General features: G+C 69.5%; 17 protein-coding genes. 11 read left to right on the top strand and 6 right to left on the bottom strand.

The window, feature by feature from the left end:
* The first annotated feature begins 112 nt into the window (after positions 1 to 112).
* From ACODSY_RS20980 to ACODSY_RS20970, 3 genes are all read left to right on the top strand, one after another.
* Positions 113 to 2347 (top strand): TonB-dependent receptor, encoded by a 2235-nt coding sequence (locus ACODSY_RS20980; protein ID WP_488953837.1) that lies wholly within the window; start codon positions 113 to 115, stop codon positions 2345 to 2347.
* A 99-nt stretch (positions 2348 to 2446) separates the two neighbouring features.
* Positions 2447 to 3097 (top strand): TetR/AcrR family transcriptional regulator, encoded by a 651-nt coding sequence (locus ACODSY_RS20975; RefSeq protein ID WP_488953836.1) that lies wholly within the window; start codon positions 2447 to 2449, stop codon positions 3095 to 3097.
* A 23-nt stretch (positions 3098 to 3120) separates the two neighbouring features.
* The gene (locus tag ACODSY_RS20970; protein WP_488953835.1) at positions 3121 to 4599 is read left to right on the top strand and encodes an MBL fold metallo-hydrolase; all 1479 of its coding nucleotides are present in this window, start codon (positions 3121 to 3123) and stop codon (positions 4597 to 4599) included.
* A gap of 64 nt (positions 4600 to 4663) precedes the next feature.
* Here the strand turns inward: ACODSY_RS20970 and ACODSY_RS20965 are convergent, their stop codons facing one another.
* Positions 4664 to 5353 (bottom strand): hypothetical protein, encoded by a 690-nt coding sequence (locus ACODSY_RS20965; RefSeq protein WP_488953834.1) that lies wholly within the window; start codon positions 5351 to 5353, stop codon positions 4664 to 4666.
* 133 nt (positions 5354 to 5486) lie between these two features.
* Here ACODSY_RS20965 and ACODSY_RS20960 point away from each other — a divergent pair, with 133 nt between their 5' ends.
* From ACODSY_RS20960 to ACODSY_RS20935, 6 genes are all read left to right on the top strand, one after another.
* Positions 5487 to 5987 carry a DUF3237 domain-containing protein gene (locus ACODSY_RS20960; protein WP_488953833.1) on the top strand — a complete coding sequence of 167 codons (501 nt, stop codon included), beginning with the start codon at positions 5487 to 5489 and terminating at the stop codon, positions 5985 to 5987.
* 72 nt (positions 5988 to 6059) lie between these two features.
* Positions 6060 to 6389, top strand: coding sequence for an ArsR/SmtB family transcription factor (locus tag ACODSY_RS20955; protein WP_488953832.1), 330 nt, complete (start codon positions 6060 to 6062; stop codon positions 6387 to 6389).
* Positions 6386 to 6817: an SRPBCC family protein gene (locus tag ACODSY_RS20950; protein WP_488953831.1), complete on the top strand. Its 432-nt coding sequence runs from the start codon at positions 6386 to 6388 to the stop codon at positions 6815 to 6817. The genes ACODSY_RS20955 and ACODSY_RS20950 overlap by 4 nt, the downstream gene beginning before the upstream one ends.
* Positions 6818 to 6829: 12 nt before the next feature.
* Positions 6830 to 7033 carry a hypothetical protein gene (locus ACODSY_RS20945; protein WP_488953830.1) on the top strand — a complete coding sequence of 68 codons (204 nt, stop codon included), beginning with the start codon at positions 6830 to 6832 and terminating at the stop codon, positions 7031 to 7033.
* A gap of 11 nt (positions 7034 to 7044) precedes the next feature.
* Positions 7045 to 7455: a DUF1801 domain-containing protein gene (locus ACODSY_RS20940; RefSeq protein WP_488953829.1), complete on the top strand. Its 411-nt coding sequence runs from the start codon at positions 7045 to 7047 to the stop codon at positions 7453 to 7455.
* Positions 7456 to 7464: 9 nt separating this feature from the next.
* The gene (locus tag ACODSY_RS20935; protein ID WP_488953828.1) at positions 7465 to 7884 is read left to right on the top strand and encodes a DUF1801 domain-containing protein; all 420 of its coding nucleotides are present in this window, start codon (positions 7465 to 7467) and stop codon (positions 7882 to 7884) included.
* Here the strand turns inward: ACODSY_RS20935 and ACODSY_RS20930 are convergent.
* The 3 genes from ACODSY_RS20930 to ACODSY_RS20920 are packed head-to-tail and all read right to left on the bottom strand — an operon-like array spanning position 7881 to position 10485.
* Positions 7881 to 8336 (bottom strand): MarR family winged helix-turn-helix transcriptional regulator, encoded by a 456-nt coding sequence (locus ACODSY_RS20930; protein ID WP_488953827.1) that lies wholly within the window; start codon positions 8334 to 8336, stop codon positions 7881 to 7883. The two genes, ACODSY_RS20935 and ACODSY_RS20930, sit on opposite strands and share 4 nt — an antisense overlap.
* On the bottom strand, positions 8333 to 9325 hold the full coding sequence (locus tag ACODSY_RS20925; protein ID WP_488953826.1) for a substrate-binding domain-containing protein: 993 nt from the start codon (positions 9323 to 9325) through the stop codon (positions 8333 to 8335). Before ACODSY_RS20925 ends, ACODSY_RS20930 begins: the two co-directional genes overlap by 4 nt.
* Entirely contained in the window at positions 9322 to 10485 is a 1164-nt protein-coding gene (locus ACODSY_RS20920) for a Gfo/Idh/MocA family protein (RefSeq protein ID WP_488953825.1), read from the bottom strand. The genes ACODSY_RS20925 and ACODSY_RS20920 overlap by 4 nt, the downstream gene beginning before the upstream one ends.
* A gap of 104 nt (positions 10486 to 10589) precedes the next feature.
* Between ACODSY_RS20920 and ACODSY_RS20915 the strand changes: the two genes are divergently transcribed.
* Both ACODSY_RS20915 and ACODSY_RS20910 read left to right on the top strand, forming a co-directional pair.
* A complete protein-coding gene (locus ACODSY_RS20915; protein ID WP_488953824.1) occupies positions 10590 to 11864 on the top strand; it encodes a Rieske 2Fe-2S domain-containing protein in 1275 nt (424 codons plus the stop codon).
* A gap of 83 nt (positions 11865 to 11947) precedes the next feature.
* The gene (locus tag ACODSY_RS20910) at positions 11948 to 12412 is read left to right on the top strand and encodes a MarR family winged helix-turn-helix transcriptional regulator (protein WP_488953823.1); all 465 of its coding nucleotides are present in this window, start codon (positions 11948 to 11950) and stop codon (positions 12410 to 12412) included.
* A gap of 19 nt (positions 12413 to 12431) precedes the next feature.
* Here ACODSY_RS20910 and ACODSY_RS20905 read toward each other — a convergent pair whose 3' ends face one another.
* Together ACODSY_RS20905 and ACODSY_RS20900 are read right to left on the bottom strand one after the other, a co-directional pair.
* The gene (locus ACODSY_RS20905) at positions 12432 to 14102 is read right to left on the bottom strand and encodes a glycosyltransferase family 4 protein (RefSeq protein ID WP_488953822.1); all 1671 of its coding nucleotides are present in this window, start codon (positions 14100 to 14102) and stop codon (positions 12432 to 12434) included.
* A 63-nt stretch (positions 14103 to 14165) separates the two neighbouring features.
* Positions 14166 to 15086 (bottom strand): alpha/beta fold hydrolase, encoded by a 921-nt coding sequence (locus tag ACODSY_RS20900; protein WP_488953821.1) that lies wholly within the window; start codon positions 15084 to 15086, stop codon positions 14166 to 14168.
* Between the last annotated feature and the right edge of the window lie 20 nt (positions 15087 to 15106).

Below are 15106 nucleotides of genomic sequence, written 5' to 3'. Positions count from 1 at the left end.
AAATCCGTCACCTCGGGGACCCGCGTCCACCGCGATCGCAGGATTTGGCATTCCATAGTTTTTACTATCGTATATGACCTGTCGCAAAGACGACAACGTCAGGGGATGAACCATGAAATCGATACTGCTTGCCGGCTGTGCGGCTCTTGCCCTGTCCGCCGGGACCGCGGCGGCCCAGACCGCCGGCGGCGACGTCGTCTCGGTCGATGAGATCGTCGTCACCGCGCAGAAGCGCGCCGAGAACCTGCAGGATGTGCCGGTCTCCGTGACCGCGCTGTCGGGCCAGGCCCTCGCCAACCGCGGCGTGACCAACGTGATCGGCCTCAACAACCTGGCGCCCGGCCTCCGCGTCTCGAGCGGCGACGCGGCCGCCAACCCCAAGATCTTCATCCGCGGCGTGGGCCTCAGCGACTTCAACCCCAATTCGTCGAGTGGCGTGGGCATCTACGTCGACGGCGTCTACGTCAGCTCGCCCCTGGCCCAGATGGCCGGCTTCTTCGACATCGGCCAGATCGAGATCTTGCGCGGGCCCCAGGGCACGCTTTACGGCCGCAACACCAACGGTGGCGCGGTCAACGTCACCACCAAACGCCCGACCGAAGCCTTCACCGCGGAAGCCAGCGCCGAATACGCCACCTATGACGCCGTGAACCTGAGCGCCGGCGTCGGCGGCGGGGTGATCCCGGGCGTCCTGGCGGTGCGCGCGGCCGGCCTGTTCGTGGACGATGGCGGCTACACCTACAACCGCGTCACGGGCCACGACGTCAACGACACCCACTACTGGGCCCTGCGTCTGTCGGCCCTCTACACCCCGACCGAGGACATCGAGGCGCTGTTCCAAGTGAACCGCTTCGCCAACCGGGGCGACGCCACCCAGCCGCAGCACCGCGCCCTGTTCCCGGCGACCCCCGGCGCCGCCGGCGCGGATGGCTTCTGCAAACCCGTCTTCTACGGCACGGCCCAATGCGGCGACGCCTTCGGCTACGTCGACACTGACAACGACGACCGCGCGCTCGACGCCAACAGCGAGGGCAAGGACAAGATCGACCTCTTCGGCGCCTCGGCCAACGTCAGCTGGAACCTCGGCGACGTCTCGCTGGTGTCGATCACCGCCTGGTCATGGGCCCACCGCAACGCCTTCGAGAACACCGACGCCAGCCCGAACCAGATGCTTGAGATCAACTATCTGGCCCGCCAGCACCAGTTCACCCAGGAGCTGCGGCTGCAGTCGAACGACCCGGCCGCGCGGCTGAAGTGGGTGCTGGGCGCCTACTACATGGACGAGACGGTGAAGGACGCCTCGACCCAGGACGTCCTGCGTGACCTGCGCCCGCTGTTCCCGGACGGCTTCAGCCTGGCCGACAGCGTCGCGGCCTTCAGCTATCCCTACACTCAGAAGACCAAGAGCTACGCCGCCTTCGGCCAGGCCGACTACAAGGTCACCGACCGGCTGACCGCCACGCTCGGCCTGCGCTATTCGGCCGACGACAAGAGCTTCGACTACCGCAGCCAGGCCGAGGGCGGGCTGATCGTCCTGCTCACCTCGCAACAGAGCAAGACCTTCTCCGCCTGGTCCGGCCGACTGGGCCTGCGTTACGAGCTGAGCGACGACGCCAGCGTCTATGCGACCTACAACCGGGGCTTCAAGAGCGGGGGCTTCTTCGGCGGCCTGGCCACGACGCCGGAAGAGCTGATTCCCTACGACAACGAGAAGCTCGACGCCTTCGAGGTGGGCCTCAAGTCCGAGCTGTTCGACCGGCGCCTGCGCCTGAACCTCTCGGCCTTCTACTACGACTACCAAGACCAGCAGGTCTTCGCCCAGGCGCTGCGCAACGGCCTGACCGTCCTCGTGCTCGACAACGCCGCCAACTCCGACGTCTACGGCGCCGAGGTCGAGGCCACGGCGAAGATCACCCGCAACCTCTCCATCGATGCGGGCCTGTCGCTGCTCGACGCCAGCTACGGCGACTATGTCTCGGAGGGCGACGACTTCAGCGGCAACCGCCTGCCCCAGTCGCCGAAGGTGACGTTCAACGTCGCCGCCAACTACAGCCACCCGCTGCCCACCGGCGGCTCGCTGATCGGCACGGTCGACGCGGCCTATTCATCGAAGATCTACTTCGACAACTCCAACGCCGAACGCCTGTCGCAGGACGGCGTCTGGGTGGTCGGCGCCCAGGCGGGCTGGCGGTCGGAGGACGGCAAGGTCGAGGCCGGCGTCTTCGCCCGCAACCTGTTCGACGAGACCTATTTCGTGTCGATCTCGAACATCGACAGCCTTGGCGAGGACCTGCTCACGCTGAACCGGCCTCGCAGCCTCGGGGCCTTCCTGCGCTACCGGTACTGACCTCTCCCCTGGAGGAGGCCTGCGCGGCCTCCTCCGACCCGGCTTGCGTTTCTGACCGTTCCGTCCAATAATGACCGAACAGTTCAATAGAGACTCGCCATGCCGGAGCCTGAAGCCCGCACGGATCGCCGCAGACTGCGCACCCGAGCCGCCTTGCTCCGCGCAGGCCAGGAATTGTTCGCGGTGCGCTCGGTCGACGGGGTGTCCGTTGACGACATCGTCGCCGCCGCCGACGTGGCCAAGGGCAGCTTCTACAACCATTTTCCCGACAAGGACGCGCTGGCCCGCGAACTCGCCGACCAGGCCCGGCGGCATGTCGAGGTCGAGGCCGCGCGCTTTGCCGAAGGCGTCGACGACCCGGCCGAGCGCGTCGCCCGCGCCCTGTGCGGCTTCGCGCGCAACGCCATGGAATTTCCGGACGGCGCGCGACTGGTGCAGCGCCTCTTCCAGGGCGCCGGCATCCCCGACCTGCCCATGAACCGCGGCGTGCGCGCCGACATCCAGGCCGGCTTCGAGGCGGGCCGCTTCTCCGGACTTCCCCTTGAGGCCGGCGTGCTGATGGCGGTGGGTCAGGTGCAGATCGCCGTCGCCCGCGTCCTCGACAGAGACATCCCGGGGGAGGCCGCGGCTGTGTCGCGCGATCTCGCGTTCGGCCTCCTGCGCGGCCTAGGCCTCGACCCGCCCTCGGCCCACGCGATCGCAGCCAAGGCCTCCGCCGACCTCTTTGCCGGCCACGCCCCGCCGGCCTGACCCCTCTCGCCAGGACCCACCCCATGCGCCTGATCACCCGGGTCGTCATCACGCTCTACGGCCTGCTGTTCGCCGCCCTCGGTGTCGGCTTCTGGGTCGCACCCGAACGTCTTGCGGGGCGCTTCGGCCTCGAGGCCCTGGGCCTCGGCGGCCTCGCGACCCTGCGCGCGGACATGGGCGGCGCCTTCGTGGCCTTGTCCGTGCTCTGCCTGGTGGGCCTCTACGCTCGGCGGCGCGGCCTGCTGCTGGCCGCCGCGGCCGTGATGGCCGCCATCGTCACGGGCCGCCTGATCGCCTGGGCCGTGAGCGGCGAACTGGCCGGTCCGCCCGGATCGCTCGCCATCGAAGCGATCGCTCTCGCCGCGCTCGTCCTCCATCTCCGGGGCCAGCCGCCCGAAGCCGGCGACCCCGGCCGGCCGTTACGCGGCCTGGTCGGCGCAGCCGGGGTGCTTGTGGCCCTGGGCGCGGTCGGCGCGTTCGCGGCCCATAGTCCGCAGGTCCAGGACCGCCTGTTCCTGAAGTTCATCCAGCACAACATCCGGCGCGACAACACCGGCCTGCTGGCCGACGACGCGCTGCGCGTCGCCCTCTGCGGCACCTCGGCCCCCCTGCCCAGCCGCGACCGCGCCAAGGCGTGCGTCGCCGTCATGGCGGGCGGCAAGATGTACATCGTCGACAGCGGCCCGGAGTCGACCAAGAACCTGATGCTGTGGGGCGTGCCGCTGGACAAGGTGGCCGGGGTGCTGCTCACCCATTTCCATTCCGACCACATCGGCGACCTGGCCGAGCTCAATCTCCAGACCTGGGTGGCCGGCCGGCCTGCGCAGCTCGCGGTCTACGGCGGCCCGGGCGTCGAACAGGTCGTGGCGGGCTTCAACACGGCCTACGCCCAGGATGAGGTGTACCGCACGGCGCACCATACCGCCGCGCTCCTGCCGCCGGCGACGGGGACCATGGTCGCCCATACCATCGCGATGACCGGCGCGCAGCCGCACACGGCCGTCGTCCTCGACGACGGCGCCATGAAGATCACGGCCATCGAGACCAACCACGCGCCGGTGGCCCCGGCCTACGCCTACCGTTTCGACTACAAGGGTCGTTCGATCGTGGTCACGGGTGACACCACCGCCGACCCGCGCCTCGTCGCCGCCTCGCGAGGCGCCGACATCCTGTTCTCCGAGGCGATGAACCGCGAAATGGTGCGGTCGATGGAGCGCACGGCGCGGGACGCCGGCAGGGCCCGGGTCGCCCACATCATGGCCGACATCCAGAGCTACCATATCAGTCCGACGGAGGCGGCCGGGGTGGCCAACGCCGCGGGCGTGAAACTCCTGGTCTTCTACCATCTGATCCCGCCGCCCGATAACATCATGGCGCGGCGTATCTTCGCCCGGGGCGTGGACCAGGCCCGGCGCGGCGACTGGAACATCGCGGAGGACGGCAGCCTCTACACCTTGCCTGTGGGATCGACCGATGTCCGCACCGGCCACGTGCCGGAGTGACGTCTAGAGCCTGTGTTGAGCGCGTCGGGCGGGTTAACCGGCTTCCACTTGACCCTGACGCGCTCTAGGCCCGAACCGCGATCTCGGCCAGGTGGCTGACACGCACCGCGGGATCGGCCCAGACGTCACCGCCCAGGTCGCGCCACCGGCGGCAGAACGCCTCGTAATCCGTAAGGTAGCGGCCAGTCTCGGGCTCGATGAACGAGTCGAAGACCATCGGCGCATGGCTCACCGTCGCCCCCGCCACGTCGCGCATGCTGGCGCGCAGCTGCGGATAGCCGTCGGCCATCCGCTGGGCGGCGCGCCGCGACACCAGCAGGAAGCCCGTGCCAAGGGCCGCCACCTTGTGCAGGCCTTCGCCATAGCCCGCCTCCAGCGGCCGGGCCTCCAGCGTCGTCGCGTCGGACAGCCGGTCGCCCCGTCCCAGCGCCGCATCGTCGACCCGCCGCTTGGGATAGAAGCCGCCGATCACGTCGCGATCCGCCGCCAGCAGCCGGAAGACGTCGTCAGGCTCGAACCCCACGTCCGCGTCGGCGAACAGCAGGTGGGTCGCCTCCGACGCCAGGAACCGCGCCATCATCCCCCCGCGCGCCCGGCCGATAAGCGCGTCGCCGCCGCCAAGGTCGGTGCGCAGGGCGAGCCCTCGCGCCGCGCAGGCCTTCTGCAGCTTCAATAGCGACTGCATGTAGATCAGATGGATCATCCCGCCGTAGCAGGGCGTGGCGAGGATGAGGGACGAGGTCTTGGCGTTCACGGGCGGTCCGGGATCGAGGCTTCCTGTCTTCCTACGCGGACCCGGCCCGTTCGGCTACGATCGAACCTCGGCGCATTGACCCGGCCCCGGCGGGGCCGATAGCTTAGCTCTCTAAGCAAATGGAGAGCCTGCCATGTCCGCCTTCGACTTCGGCGCCCGTTCGCTCAAGAGCGAACCGCTGTGCATGGCGGCCTTCGAGGTGGGCGGCGAGATAATGGCGCTGGGCCAGTCGCCCTGGCGCAATCGCCGGGTCGGCTACGTCACGGGCGGCCGGTTCGAGGGGCCGCGGCTGAAGGGCGACATCCTGCCAGGCGGGGGCAACTGGTCCGAGAGCGGGGCCGGGCCTGACGGCGCGGCGGTCGGGACCTTCGACGCGCGGGTCGTCTGGCGCACCGACGACGGGGCGACGATCTACGTCACCTACACCGGCCGCAGCGTGATCCCGGCCGAGGTCGGGGCCCTCTTCCGCGATCCCGCCCAGCCGCACGTCGATCCCGGCCGCTACCTGATCCGCATCGCCCCGGTCTTCGAGACCGCCGACCCGCGATACGCCTGGCTGAACGGCGTGCTGGCCGTTGGCTGCGGCGAGCGCACCAGCGCCGGCATCAACCACTTCATGTACGCCATCACCTAGGTCCGAACAGAGCCACTTGACCAACCCATAGCTCACTGGTTATGAGTCAAATCATAGCCAGAGAGTTATGTATTGCCCGCTTCCGACGCCCATGACCTGCTCTTCCGGACCCTCGCCGACCCCACCCGGCGGGCGATCTTCGAGCGCTTGTGCCGCGGCGGCGAGCAGACGGTCGGCGCGATCACCGCTCAGGCCGGCGTCTCCCAACCCGCCGTCTCGAAGCACCTCGGCGTGCTGAAGCAGGCCGGGCTGGTCCGCGACCGCCACGCGGGTCGTCAGACGCACTACAGCGCCCAGCTCTCGGCGCTCTCACCCCTGCTCGACTGGACGAAGGAGATGGCCGGCTTCTGGGAGCGGCGCTTCGACGACCTGGACGATCTGCTCAACAGGATGGACCAATGACCACCGCCACGACCGAAACCCGTTCCGTCATCGTCGAGCGCGAATTCCCTCACCCACCGGAGAAGCTCTGGCGCGCGCTTACCCAGCCGCACCTCATAGAGGAGTGGCTGATGAAGAACGACTTCGCGCCAACCATCGGCCACCGCTTCAACCTGCGGGGCGAGTGGGGCGGCGTGCTGGACTGCGAGGTCCTGACGGTCGAGCCCGACCGCACGCTCGCCTACCGCTGGGACTTCGACAACGACAACCCCGACTTCAGCCTGAAGAGCGTGGTGACCTTCACCCTGACGCCCACGCGCGACGGCACGCACCTCCGCATGGAGCAGGAAGGCTTCAGGCCCAGCCAGAAGCAGGCCTACGGCGGCGCCCACGCCGGCTGGAAGCAGTTCTTCGGCAAGCTCGAACAGGTCCTGGACCGGACCGCCTGAGGAGGAGATCTCATGAATTTCACCGGCCTGATCCGCCAGACCCACCGCTGGGTCTCGATCGCCTTCGTGGGGGTGGTCGCCGCCATCTTCGCTACCCTGGGGCTGGGCAAGCAGCCGGCGCAGTGGGTCTACTATATCCCGCTGGCGCCCTTGGCCTTCCTGGCGCTCACGGGCCTGTACATGTTCGCCCTGCCGTACGTTCGGCGGCGCGCCTAGGAACGGACGCGATGTCCACCGAGCCAAAGCTGCTCTCGGGCGGCAATCCGCAGATCCCCAAGGGCGAAGGCGACGGCCCGGTCCAGGCCTACATCGCGGCCATGCCCGGCTGGAAGCGGGCGGTCGGCGGCCGCCTGGACCACCTGATCGAGCGGACGGTCCCCGGCGTCGCCAAGGCGGTGAAGTGGAACTCCCCCTTCTATGGGCTCGAGGCCGGCAGCTGGTTCCTCAGCTACCATTGCTTCGATCGGTACGTGAAAGTCACCTTCTTCCGGGGCGCGAAGCTGCGCCCCGTCCCGCCGGTCGAGTCGAAGGTCCAGGACACCCGCTACTTCCATATCCACGAACACGACGAGTTCGACGAGGCCCGGTTCACCGACTGGGTGCGGCAGGCCAGCGCCCTGCCCGGCGAGCGCATGTAGGGAAACGCCATGATCAAGGACGACGGACTCACCACCGACGGCGGCGCCTCGGCCTCCGAACTCATCGATGCCCGGATCAAGAACCTGGGCGACTGGCGTGGCGAGACGCTGGCCAGGGTGCGTGGCCTCATCCAGGCCGCCGTGCCCGAGGTCGTCGAGGAGTGGAAATGGCGCGGAACGCCCGTGTGGTCCCACGCCGGCATCATCTGCACCGGCGAGACCTACAAGGAGGTCGTGAAACTCACCTTCGCCAAGGGAGCCTCGCTGTCCGACCCCAAGAAGCTGTTCAACTCAAGCCTCGACGGCAATACCCGCCGCGCCATCGACATCCGCCAGGGTGAGGCGATCGACGAAGCCGCGCTGAAGGCGCTGGTGAAGGACGCCGCCGACCTGAACGCGTCCAAGCAGAAGAAGCCAAAGAAGGGCTAGGCCGAAAGCCGCGCGGCCTCGGCGGTCAGGTTCTCCGACATCCGGGCCAACACCGACAGGCAGGTGTCGAGCTCCGCCGCCGAGATGCCGGCCCCGGCGATCTCGTTGATCCGGTGCGCGGTGGGCATCAGCTCGGCCTTCATCGCCCGGCCGCGCTCGGTCAGCCGCACGTTGATCTTTCGTCGGTCTTCGGTGTTGCGCTCTCGCCGGATCAGGTCCAGCCGCTCCATGGCCGCCAGCACCGCCACGGCGGTGGGCTCGGTGACGTTGTTGAGCTGGGCGAGGCGCTTCTGGGTCGCGCCGTCTTCCTGCCAGAGCGCCCGCAGGAAGTACCAGAACCCGCTCGTGATGCCGGCCGGCGCCAAGTGGCCCGCCAGCACCCGGTCGAAGGCGCGGTGGCAACGTCGCACCTGGAACCCCAGGCTGCGGATCGGATCGAGGTCGCCGCTCATATCTTGAAGGCCTCGAAGGTCTCGGGCGCGAACAGCTCCTCGGGCGCCAACCGCCGCTGAGAGAGCCCCTGCTCGTGGTGGTAGCGCAGGAAGGTGTCCAGCACGGCCCGGTTCTTCGCGAAGCCATAGGGCCACCAGTCGTCGCCCAGCTCGGCTCGCGCCTCCTCGACCGCCGCCACCTGCCACGGCAGCATCGTGGTCATGGCCGAGGTGACCGCGAGGTTGTCATAGGTGAGCTGCTGCGCCGCGCTGAACGCCTTGAACAGCGACTGCGCGATCCAGCGGTTGGCCTCGTAGACGGTCCGGCGGATCGCCACCACATGCATGATCGGGAAGATGCCGGTGCGCCGGAAATAGTCCTTCTCGACCTCGACGAAGTTCGGGAACAGTCGCTTCACGTCGTCCGGCCGCGAGTAGAAGGTCGAGGGCGTGCGCGCCGTGTGCAACGCGTCGATCTCGCCATCGGCGAGCATCTGGGCCAGGGTCTGTGTCGGACCGATCGGCGTCACGCTGAAGTCGGCCGGCAGGTTCAGCTTCAGCTTCTCGTCGCGCCCCGGCTCCTCCTCCCCGCCGGTGAAGTACTTCACCGAGGTCGGGTTCACGCCGAACTCGTCCGACAGGATCCCGCGGATCCAGACCGGCGCCGTCATCTGGTATTCGGGCACGCCGAACCGCTTGCCGACCAGGTCCCGGGGCTCGCGGATGCCGCTCTTCGCCGAGACGAAGATGCACGAGTGGCGGAAGAAGCGCGACGGGAACACCGGGATGGCGATGAACGCCGGATCGTCCCGCATCAGCGACACGCAGTAGGACGACAGCGACATCTCGGCCACGTCGAACTCGCGGTTGCGCAGCATGCGGAAGAACGTCTCCTCCACGTGCAGCGGCAGGAAGTTGAGGTCGATCCCCTCGGGCGTCACGCGGCCGTCAGCCAGCGCGCGGGTGCGGTCATAGTCCCAGCACGCCAGGGTCAGGCGCAGCTTGCTCATGCGTCGTCCTCGATCTCGGAAATGGCGACCTCGCGGCCCAGGGCGGCGGATCGCAGGATGGCCAGGCAGACGGCCAGGTTCTCGGTTCCCCAGGCGCCGTCGTGGATGGGGCGCACCCCTTCGACCACCGCGTTCCACAGCTCGTCGATCACGCCGTGCCGGGTGGCGGCGCCGATCGGCAACTCGACCATGCGCCGCGCGTCCGGGCCGCAGATCTCTACGCCGGTCGCGGTCAGCCGCAGGTCCGCCCGCTCGCAGGCGACCAGGGTGAAGCCGAAGTGCTCGTGCCCCATGGGCGGCGGCGCCTGGGCGGCGACCCCATAGGCCCGTGCGGCCTTCAGCTCGGCCTCGGGCGCGGTCCCCAGCCGCCGCCGCGCCGCCGCATAGGCCTGTGGGTCCTTGGCTCCGCCCGTCTCGCCCATCCAGTCCATCAGGGCGTCGGTGTCGTAGCGGCCGTAGCCGGAGTAGGTGATCGCTGCCGAGGCCCCACCTTCAAAGCCCAGGAAGGCTTGGTAGGCGCCCTCGGTTGGCCGGCTCGGGTCCCAGACGCCGGTCGTCGCGCGGACGCTCGCGACCTTCGCGCCCACCAGCCGGCGGACCACGTCCACCTGATGCGCGGCCTGGCTGAAGACCACGCCGCCGCCCTGCGCCGTGTCGAGCTCCTCGGGCCGTCGTGGCCGGTAGAGGAAGTCGGTGAAGGTCGTCGCCGTCACCATCCGCGCCGCCCCCACGGCCCCCGAAGCGATCAGGTCGGCGGCCCAGGCGACAGGTGGGTCGAACCCGTGGCTGGGTCCCACCAGCAGCCGCACGCCCGCCGCCTCCGCGGTCCGCGTCATCACCCGACAGTCCGCCAGGCTGAGCGCCATCGGTTTCTCGACCAGGATGTGCTTGCCCGCTCGCGCCGCCGCCGTGGCCAGCTCCACATGCGCCTGGTGCGGGGCGGCGATGTAGACGATCTCGACGCGCGGGTCGGCGAACAGCTCGTCGGCGGTGGCGAAGGCCGGCGCGCCGAACTCGGCCTGGAAGGCGGCGCGACCTTCGTCGCGCGGATCGGCAGCGGCCACAAGCTGCACGCGCGGGTCGGCGGCCAGGGTCGGCCGCGTCAGGTCGAAGCCCCGGCTCAGGCCCACGACGCCCAGGCGCAGCACGCGGTCGGCCATACGGTCAGTCGTCCCCTCGCCCGCGGGCCGCTGGACATCACGGCCTCGATGCGTAGAATACTTCGATATCTAAGTTTTACAACCCGACGCCCGGACAGCGCCCCATGAGACCCGCCGACAACGAAATCCTCTGCCGCGTCGAGGGCGACGCCGCGATGGGCCAGGTCATGCGCCAGCACTGGCTGCCGGCCTGCATGAGCGAAGAGGTGGCCGAAGCCGACGGCACGCCGGTGCGGGCGCGACTGCTGGGCGTCGACCTGGTGGTCTTCCGCGACAGCAAGGGCAGGGTCGGGGTGCTGGACGAGAAATGCCCCCACCGTGGCGCTTCCCTCGCTTTCGGCCGCAACGAGGACTGCGGCCTGCGCTGCCTATACCACGGCTGGAAGTTCGGCGTGGACGGCGCGATCCAGGAGATGGCCTCCGAGCCCGCCGATAGCCGCATGCGCAACCTCAAGGCCCGCGCCTATCCGGTCGCCGAAGCGGGCGGCTTCATCTGGGTCTGGATGGGCGAGGCCGATCAGGTGCGGCCGTTCCAGGCGCCGGCCTGGGCCCCGACGGACACTACGAAGATCTCCATCGTGAAGATCCACGCGGCCTGCAACTGGGCCCAGGTGCTGGAGGGCTCGATCGACAGCGCCCACTCGTCCAGCCTGCACTCCACCAACATGCCGACGGCGGAGGTGGAAGGCTCCACCGCCACCGAGACCGCCTGGCTGCGCCCCTCCAACGACAAGGCCCCGCGTCTGGAGGTCGAGGCCACGGACTACGGCTTCCACTACGCCGCCATCCGCCGCCCGATCCGCGATCCCGAGACGCACGTCTACATCCGCACCACGGTGTTCATCGCCCCCTTCACCGTGCTGATCCCGCCGAACGACCAGTACAACCTGGCCCAGATGCTGGTGCCCACCGACGACGTGAACTGCATGTTCTACTGGATCGCCTGGCACCCCACGAAGGGCATCGGACAGGACGCCTGGCGTCGGTTCTGCGCCGCCACGCCCGGCGTCGACCTCACCGACGACTGGAAGAAGGTCCGCAACCTGGACAACTGGTTCCTGCAGGACCGCGCCAGGATGAAGGCCGGCGACTTCACCGGCATCGAGGGCATCCCGGCTCAGGACATGGCGATGTGGGAGAGCATGGGCCCCATCGCCGATCGCAGCGAGGACCACCTGGGCTCCAGCGACGTGGCGATCATCCAGTTCCGCCGGCAGATGGTGGCGGCCGCCAAGGCCTGCGCCGCGGGCGAAGCGGCCATCGGCGCGCGCAGTTCGTCCCGCACCGTCGACCTCGCGTCCTTCGAGGGGGTCGTGCCGAGGACCGCGAACTGGCGCGCCTTCACCACGCGCAACGCGCGGGCCGAGGCGGCCGAATAGTCGCGCCTAACCGTCCATCTCTTTGACAATCCGTCGGAAGCGCCTCACTGGAAATCCATGGGGTATCCGGAGGCGTTTCGGGCGTGACGGCCGAGGACGATGTCAGGCACGTACTGCTGTCGCTGCTGCGTGGCTTCTACTGGTTCGACGAGGGCCTGCAGAACTATCTCCAGGCGCGGGGCTGGCCGGTCGTGACGCGGCCGCAGTCGATGGTGATGGCCAACCTGGTTCTGGGCGTCCGCCGTCCCTCCGACGTCGCCCGCAACATGGGCGTCAGCCGGCAGGCGATCCACGCCACCATCAACCAGATGATCGACCTGGGCATCGTCCAGCTCGTCGACGACCCCTCGAACGGCCGCGTGAAGATCATCGCGCCCACCCAGATGGGCGAGACGATGCGCATCGACGCCCAGCGCTCGATGATCCTGATGGGCGAGGAGCTCGGTCGCCGCCTGGGCAAGGCCACCTTCCTCAAGGCGGCCCACCTCCTGAACGAGGACTGGGGACCTCCGCTGACCTTCACCCCCGAGGACGTCAAGAACGACTGAGGCGGCGCGCGGAGCGACGTCAGACCGGGTCGCTCAGTCGCACCGCGCCCATCTTGGCCAGGAAGCCGACCGCCCGCGTCGCGGACGGCAGCGTCAGGCCCGCCCGTTCCGCCACCTGAGCCACCGTCGCGGCCGATCCTTGCGCGATGTCCCAAACGGCGAGCTGGACATCCGGCGGCACGATGGCCGGGACGAACAGCGGATGGCGGCCCAGCGCCTCGACCAGATCGCGCGTCATGCCTGGCGCGCCCACGACCACCGTCTGGCCGGTGAGCAGGTCGGTGGGGTAGTGGCCGAACGCCTTGAAGGGGTCCAACCGCCGCGGATCGGCCGGCGGCGCGGCGCGCACCCAGGCCAACGACTCGGGATTCTCCAGCGCGGCCTTCCGGCGGGCGGTGAGGTCGGCCCACAACGCCTCATAGTCGGCATAGACCTTGGCCCACTCGAACCGGGCCAGCGCGTCCTCCCGGCCGGCGGCGCCCATCCGCCGCCGCAGCTCGGCGTCACCGACCAGCGCGGTCAGGCGTTCGGCCAGCGCGGCCAGGTCCACCGTCGTCAGGCTGGCCGCGGCCCAGGCATAGTAGTCGTAGGAGATCGTCTGGGCCTCGAACGAGCGGGCGATGGCCTCGCCCGCGCCGGCCGACGGCGCCCGCGTTGGAATGCGGAAGCCATCGACGCCGTCGCGCACCGTGTCGCGATAGCCGTTCCAGTCGGTGCAGACGATGGGCAGGCCCGCCGCCTTCGCCTCGATGGGCGTGAGGCCGAAGGTTTCCTGGACGCCATCCACCAGCGAGACGAACAGGTCGGCCGCCGCCCAGGAGCGGTTCCGTTCCTCCGCGACGCGGCCGTCGGCGAAGATCGTCCGGACGCTCGGCGCGTGGTCGGCCGCCGCGCGGCGGTAGATCTCGTCCATTCCCGGGGTCGCCGGCCAGCCGCAGAGGACCAGCGCCACCCGCACGCCAATGCGCCGGGCGGCCATTTCGAGCCCCTGGAACATCACCAGGGGATGGGCCTTCCCGTAGGGCGAATAGCGTCCGACGTAGAGGGCGGTCACCTCGTCCGGCTCGAGCCCGAACTCGGCGCGCGCCTGCGCCGTCTGCTCGGGCGTGAAGGTGAAATCCGAGGCGTGCACCCCCAGTGGAATGACCGGCAGCTGCGGCGTCGCGATGCGCACGCCCGGGCCCAGCCGCCAGCGCAGGTAGTCGGCCTCCGCCTCGTGCACCACGCGCACCGTCTCCAGCACGGCGGACGATGTGCAGATCAGGGCGTCCCAGGGGGCCAGGGGTTCGCTCAGCAGGTCCGCGATCTGGTCCATCGCGGCGGTGCTCGCCGTCGTATGCGTGACGCCGCAGAGCGAATAGGCGGCCACCCCCGCCCGCAGGCGCTGGCGGGCAGGTTGCGCCATCGTCGGGTCGGCGAGATACAGCACGCCCATCTCGGCAAGCGCGGCCGGATCGTCCGACAGGGCCCAGCCCACCTTCGCCGCCGGATCGATGGTCCTCACCAGCCGGGCGAAGGCCTCGCCCCCTGCCCGACTAGGGCCGTATCCCATCACGGGCGCGCCGGGCGCCGCCGCCATGGCGGCGCGCAGCAGACCATGACCGGCCGTGTGACGGCCCAGCAGCCGCTCGCGTCCGATGTCGTAGCCGTCCGTTTCGCCCCGAAAGGCCGCCCGTACCCGCGTATGCATCGGATCGCTTTAGAAGCTGCGGCCCCGTGAGGTCCAGCGGACTTCGGCCGGGGAGAGCAGACCCTAGGGCTTGGCGTCCAGGAAGGCCCGCACCAGCTTCACGGTGGCGGTGGGGTTCTCTTCCATGATCCAGTGGCCGGAGTCCGGAACGATCCCCTCGGCGACGTTGGTCGCCCCGCCGCGCATCACGGTCGCCATCATCGGGCCGAACGACTTCTCCCCGCCCAGCGCCAGCACCGGCATCGGCAACTTGCCGTTCGTGGCCAGCCAGGCGCGGTTGTCGATGGCGTCCTGGTCGAAGGCGGCAAACTGGGCGAAGCCGGCGTGCATGGCGCCCGGCTGGGCATAGAGCTTGGCGTAGTGGACCCGCGCCGCCTCGGTGAAGCGGGTGCGGTCGGCGGAAAACTCGTTCCAGAAACGGTCGAGGTAGATGCGCTCGCGGCCCGCCACCAGCCGCTCCATGTCGGGCCCGCCGAACCGGAAGTGCCAGAGCAGCGGGTTCTTCAGCACCTCTTCCCAGGGGCCGATGCCGGGCACCGGCGCGTCGATCAGCACCAGCTTGGTGACGCGCCCCGGATAGCGGGCGGCCAGGGCGTAGGCGACCATGTTGCCGATGTCGTGGGCGACGACCTCGGCGCTTTGGATCTTCAGCGTGTCCAGCACGCCGGCCATATCGGCGGCCTCGATCACCTTGGTGTAGCCGGTGGCCGGCTTGGCCGAGAGGCCCATGCCGCGCAGATCCGGCACGACCACCGTATGGTCGCGCGCCAGTTCGGCGGCCATGGGGACCCACATGTCGCCGGTTTCGCCATAGCCATGCAGCAGCAGCGCCGCCGGCCCCTTGCCGCCCACGCGTACGTGGATGGTCGTGCCGTTCGAGGCGACCTCGCGGCTGGCGAACCCGCTCGGGAAGGCGAAGGACTCGGCGGTCGCCGGACTCGCAAGGGCGAGCAGCGCGAGGGCCAGGACGATGAGGCGCGGCATGCGAAGGGCTCCTGACAGCG

The sequence above is a fragment of the Phenylobacterium sp. FG114 genome, from assembly GCF_057809855.1.
Note: the sequence above shows the minus strand (reverse complement) of the source record. Positions and strands in the feature narration are given on the sequence as shown.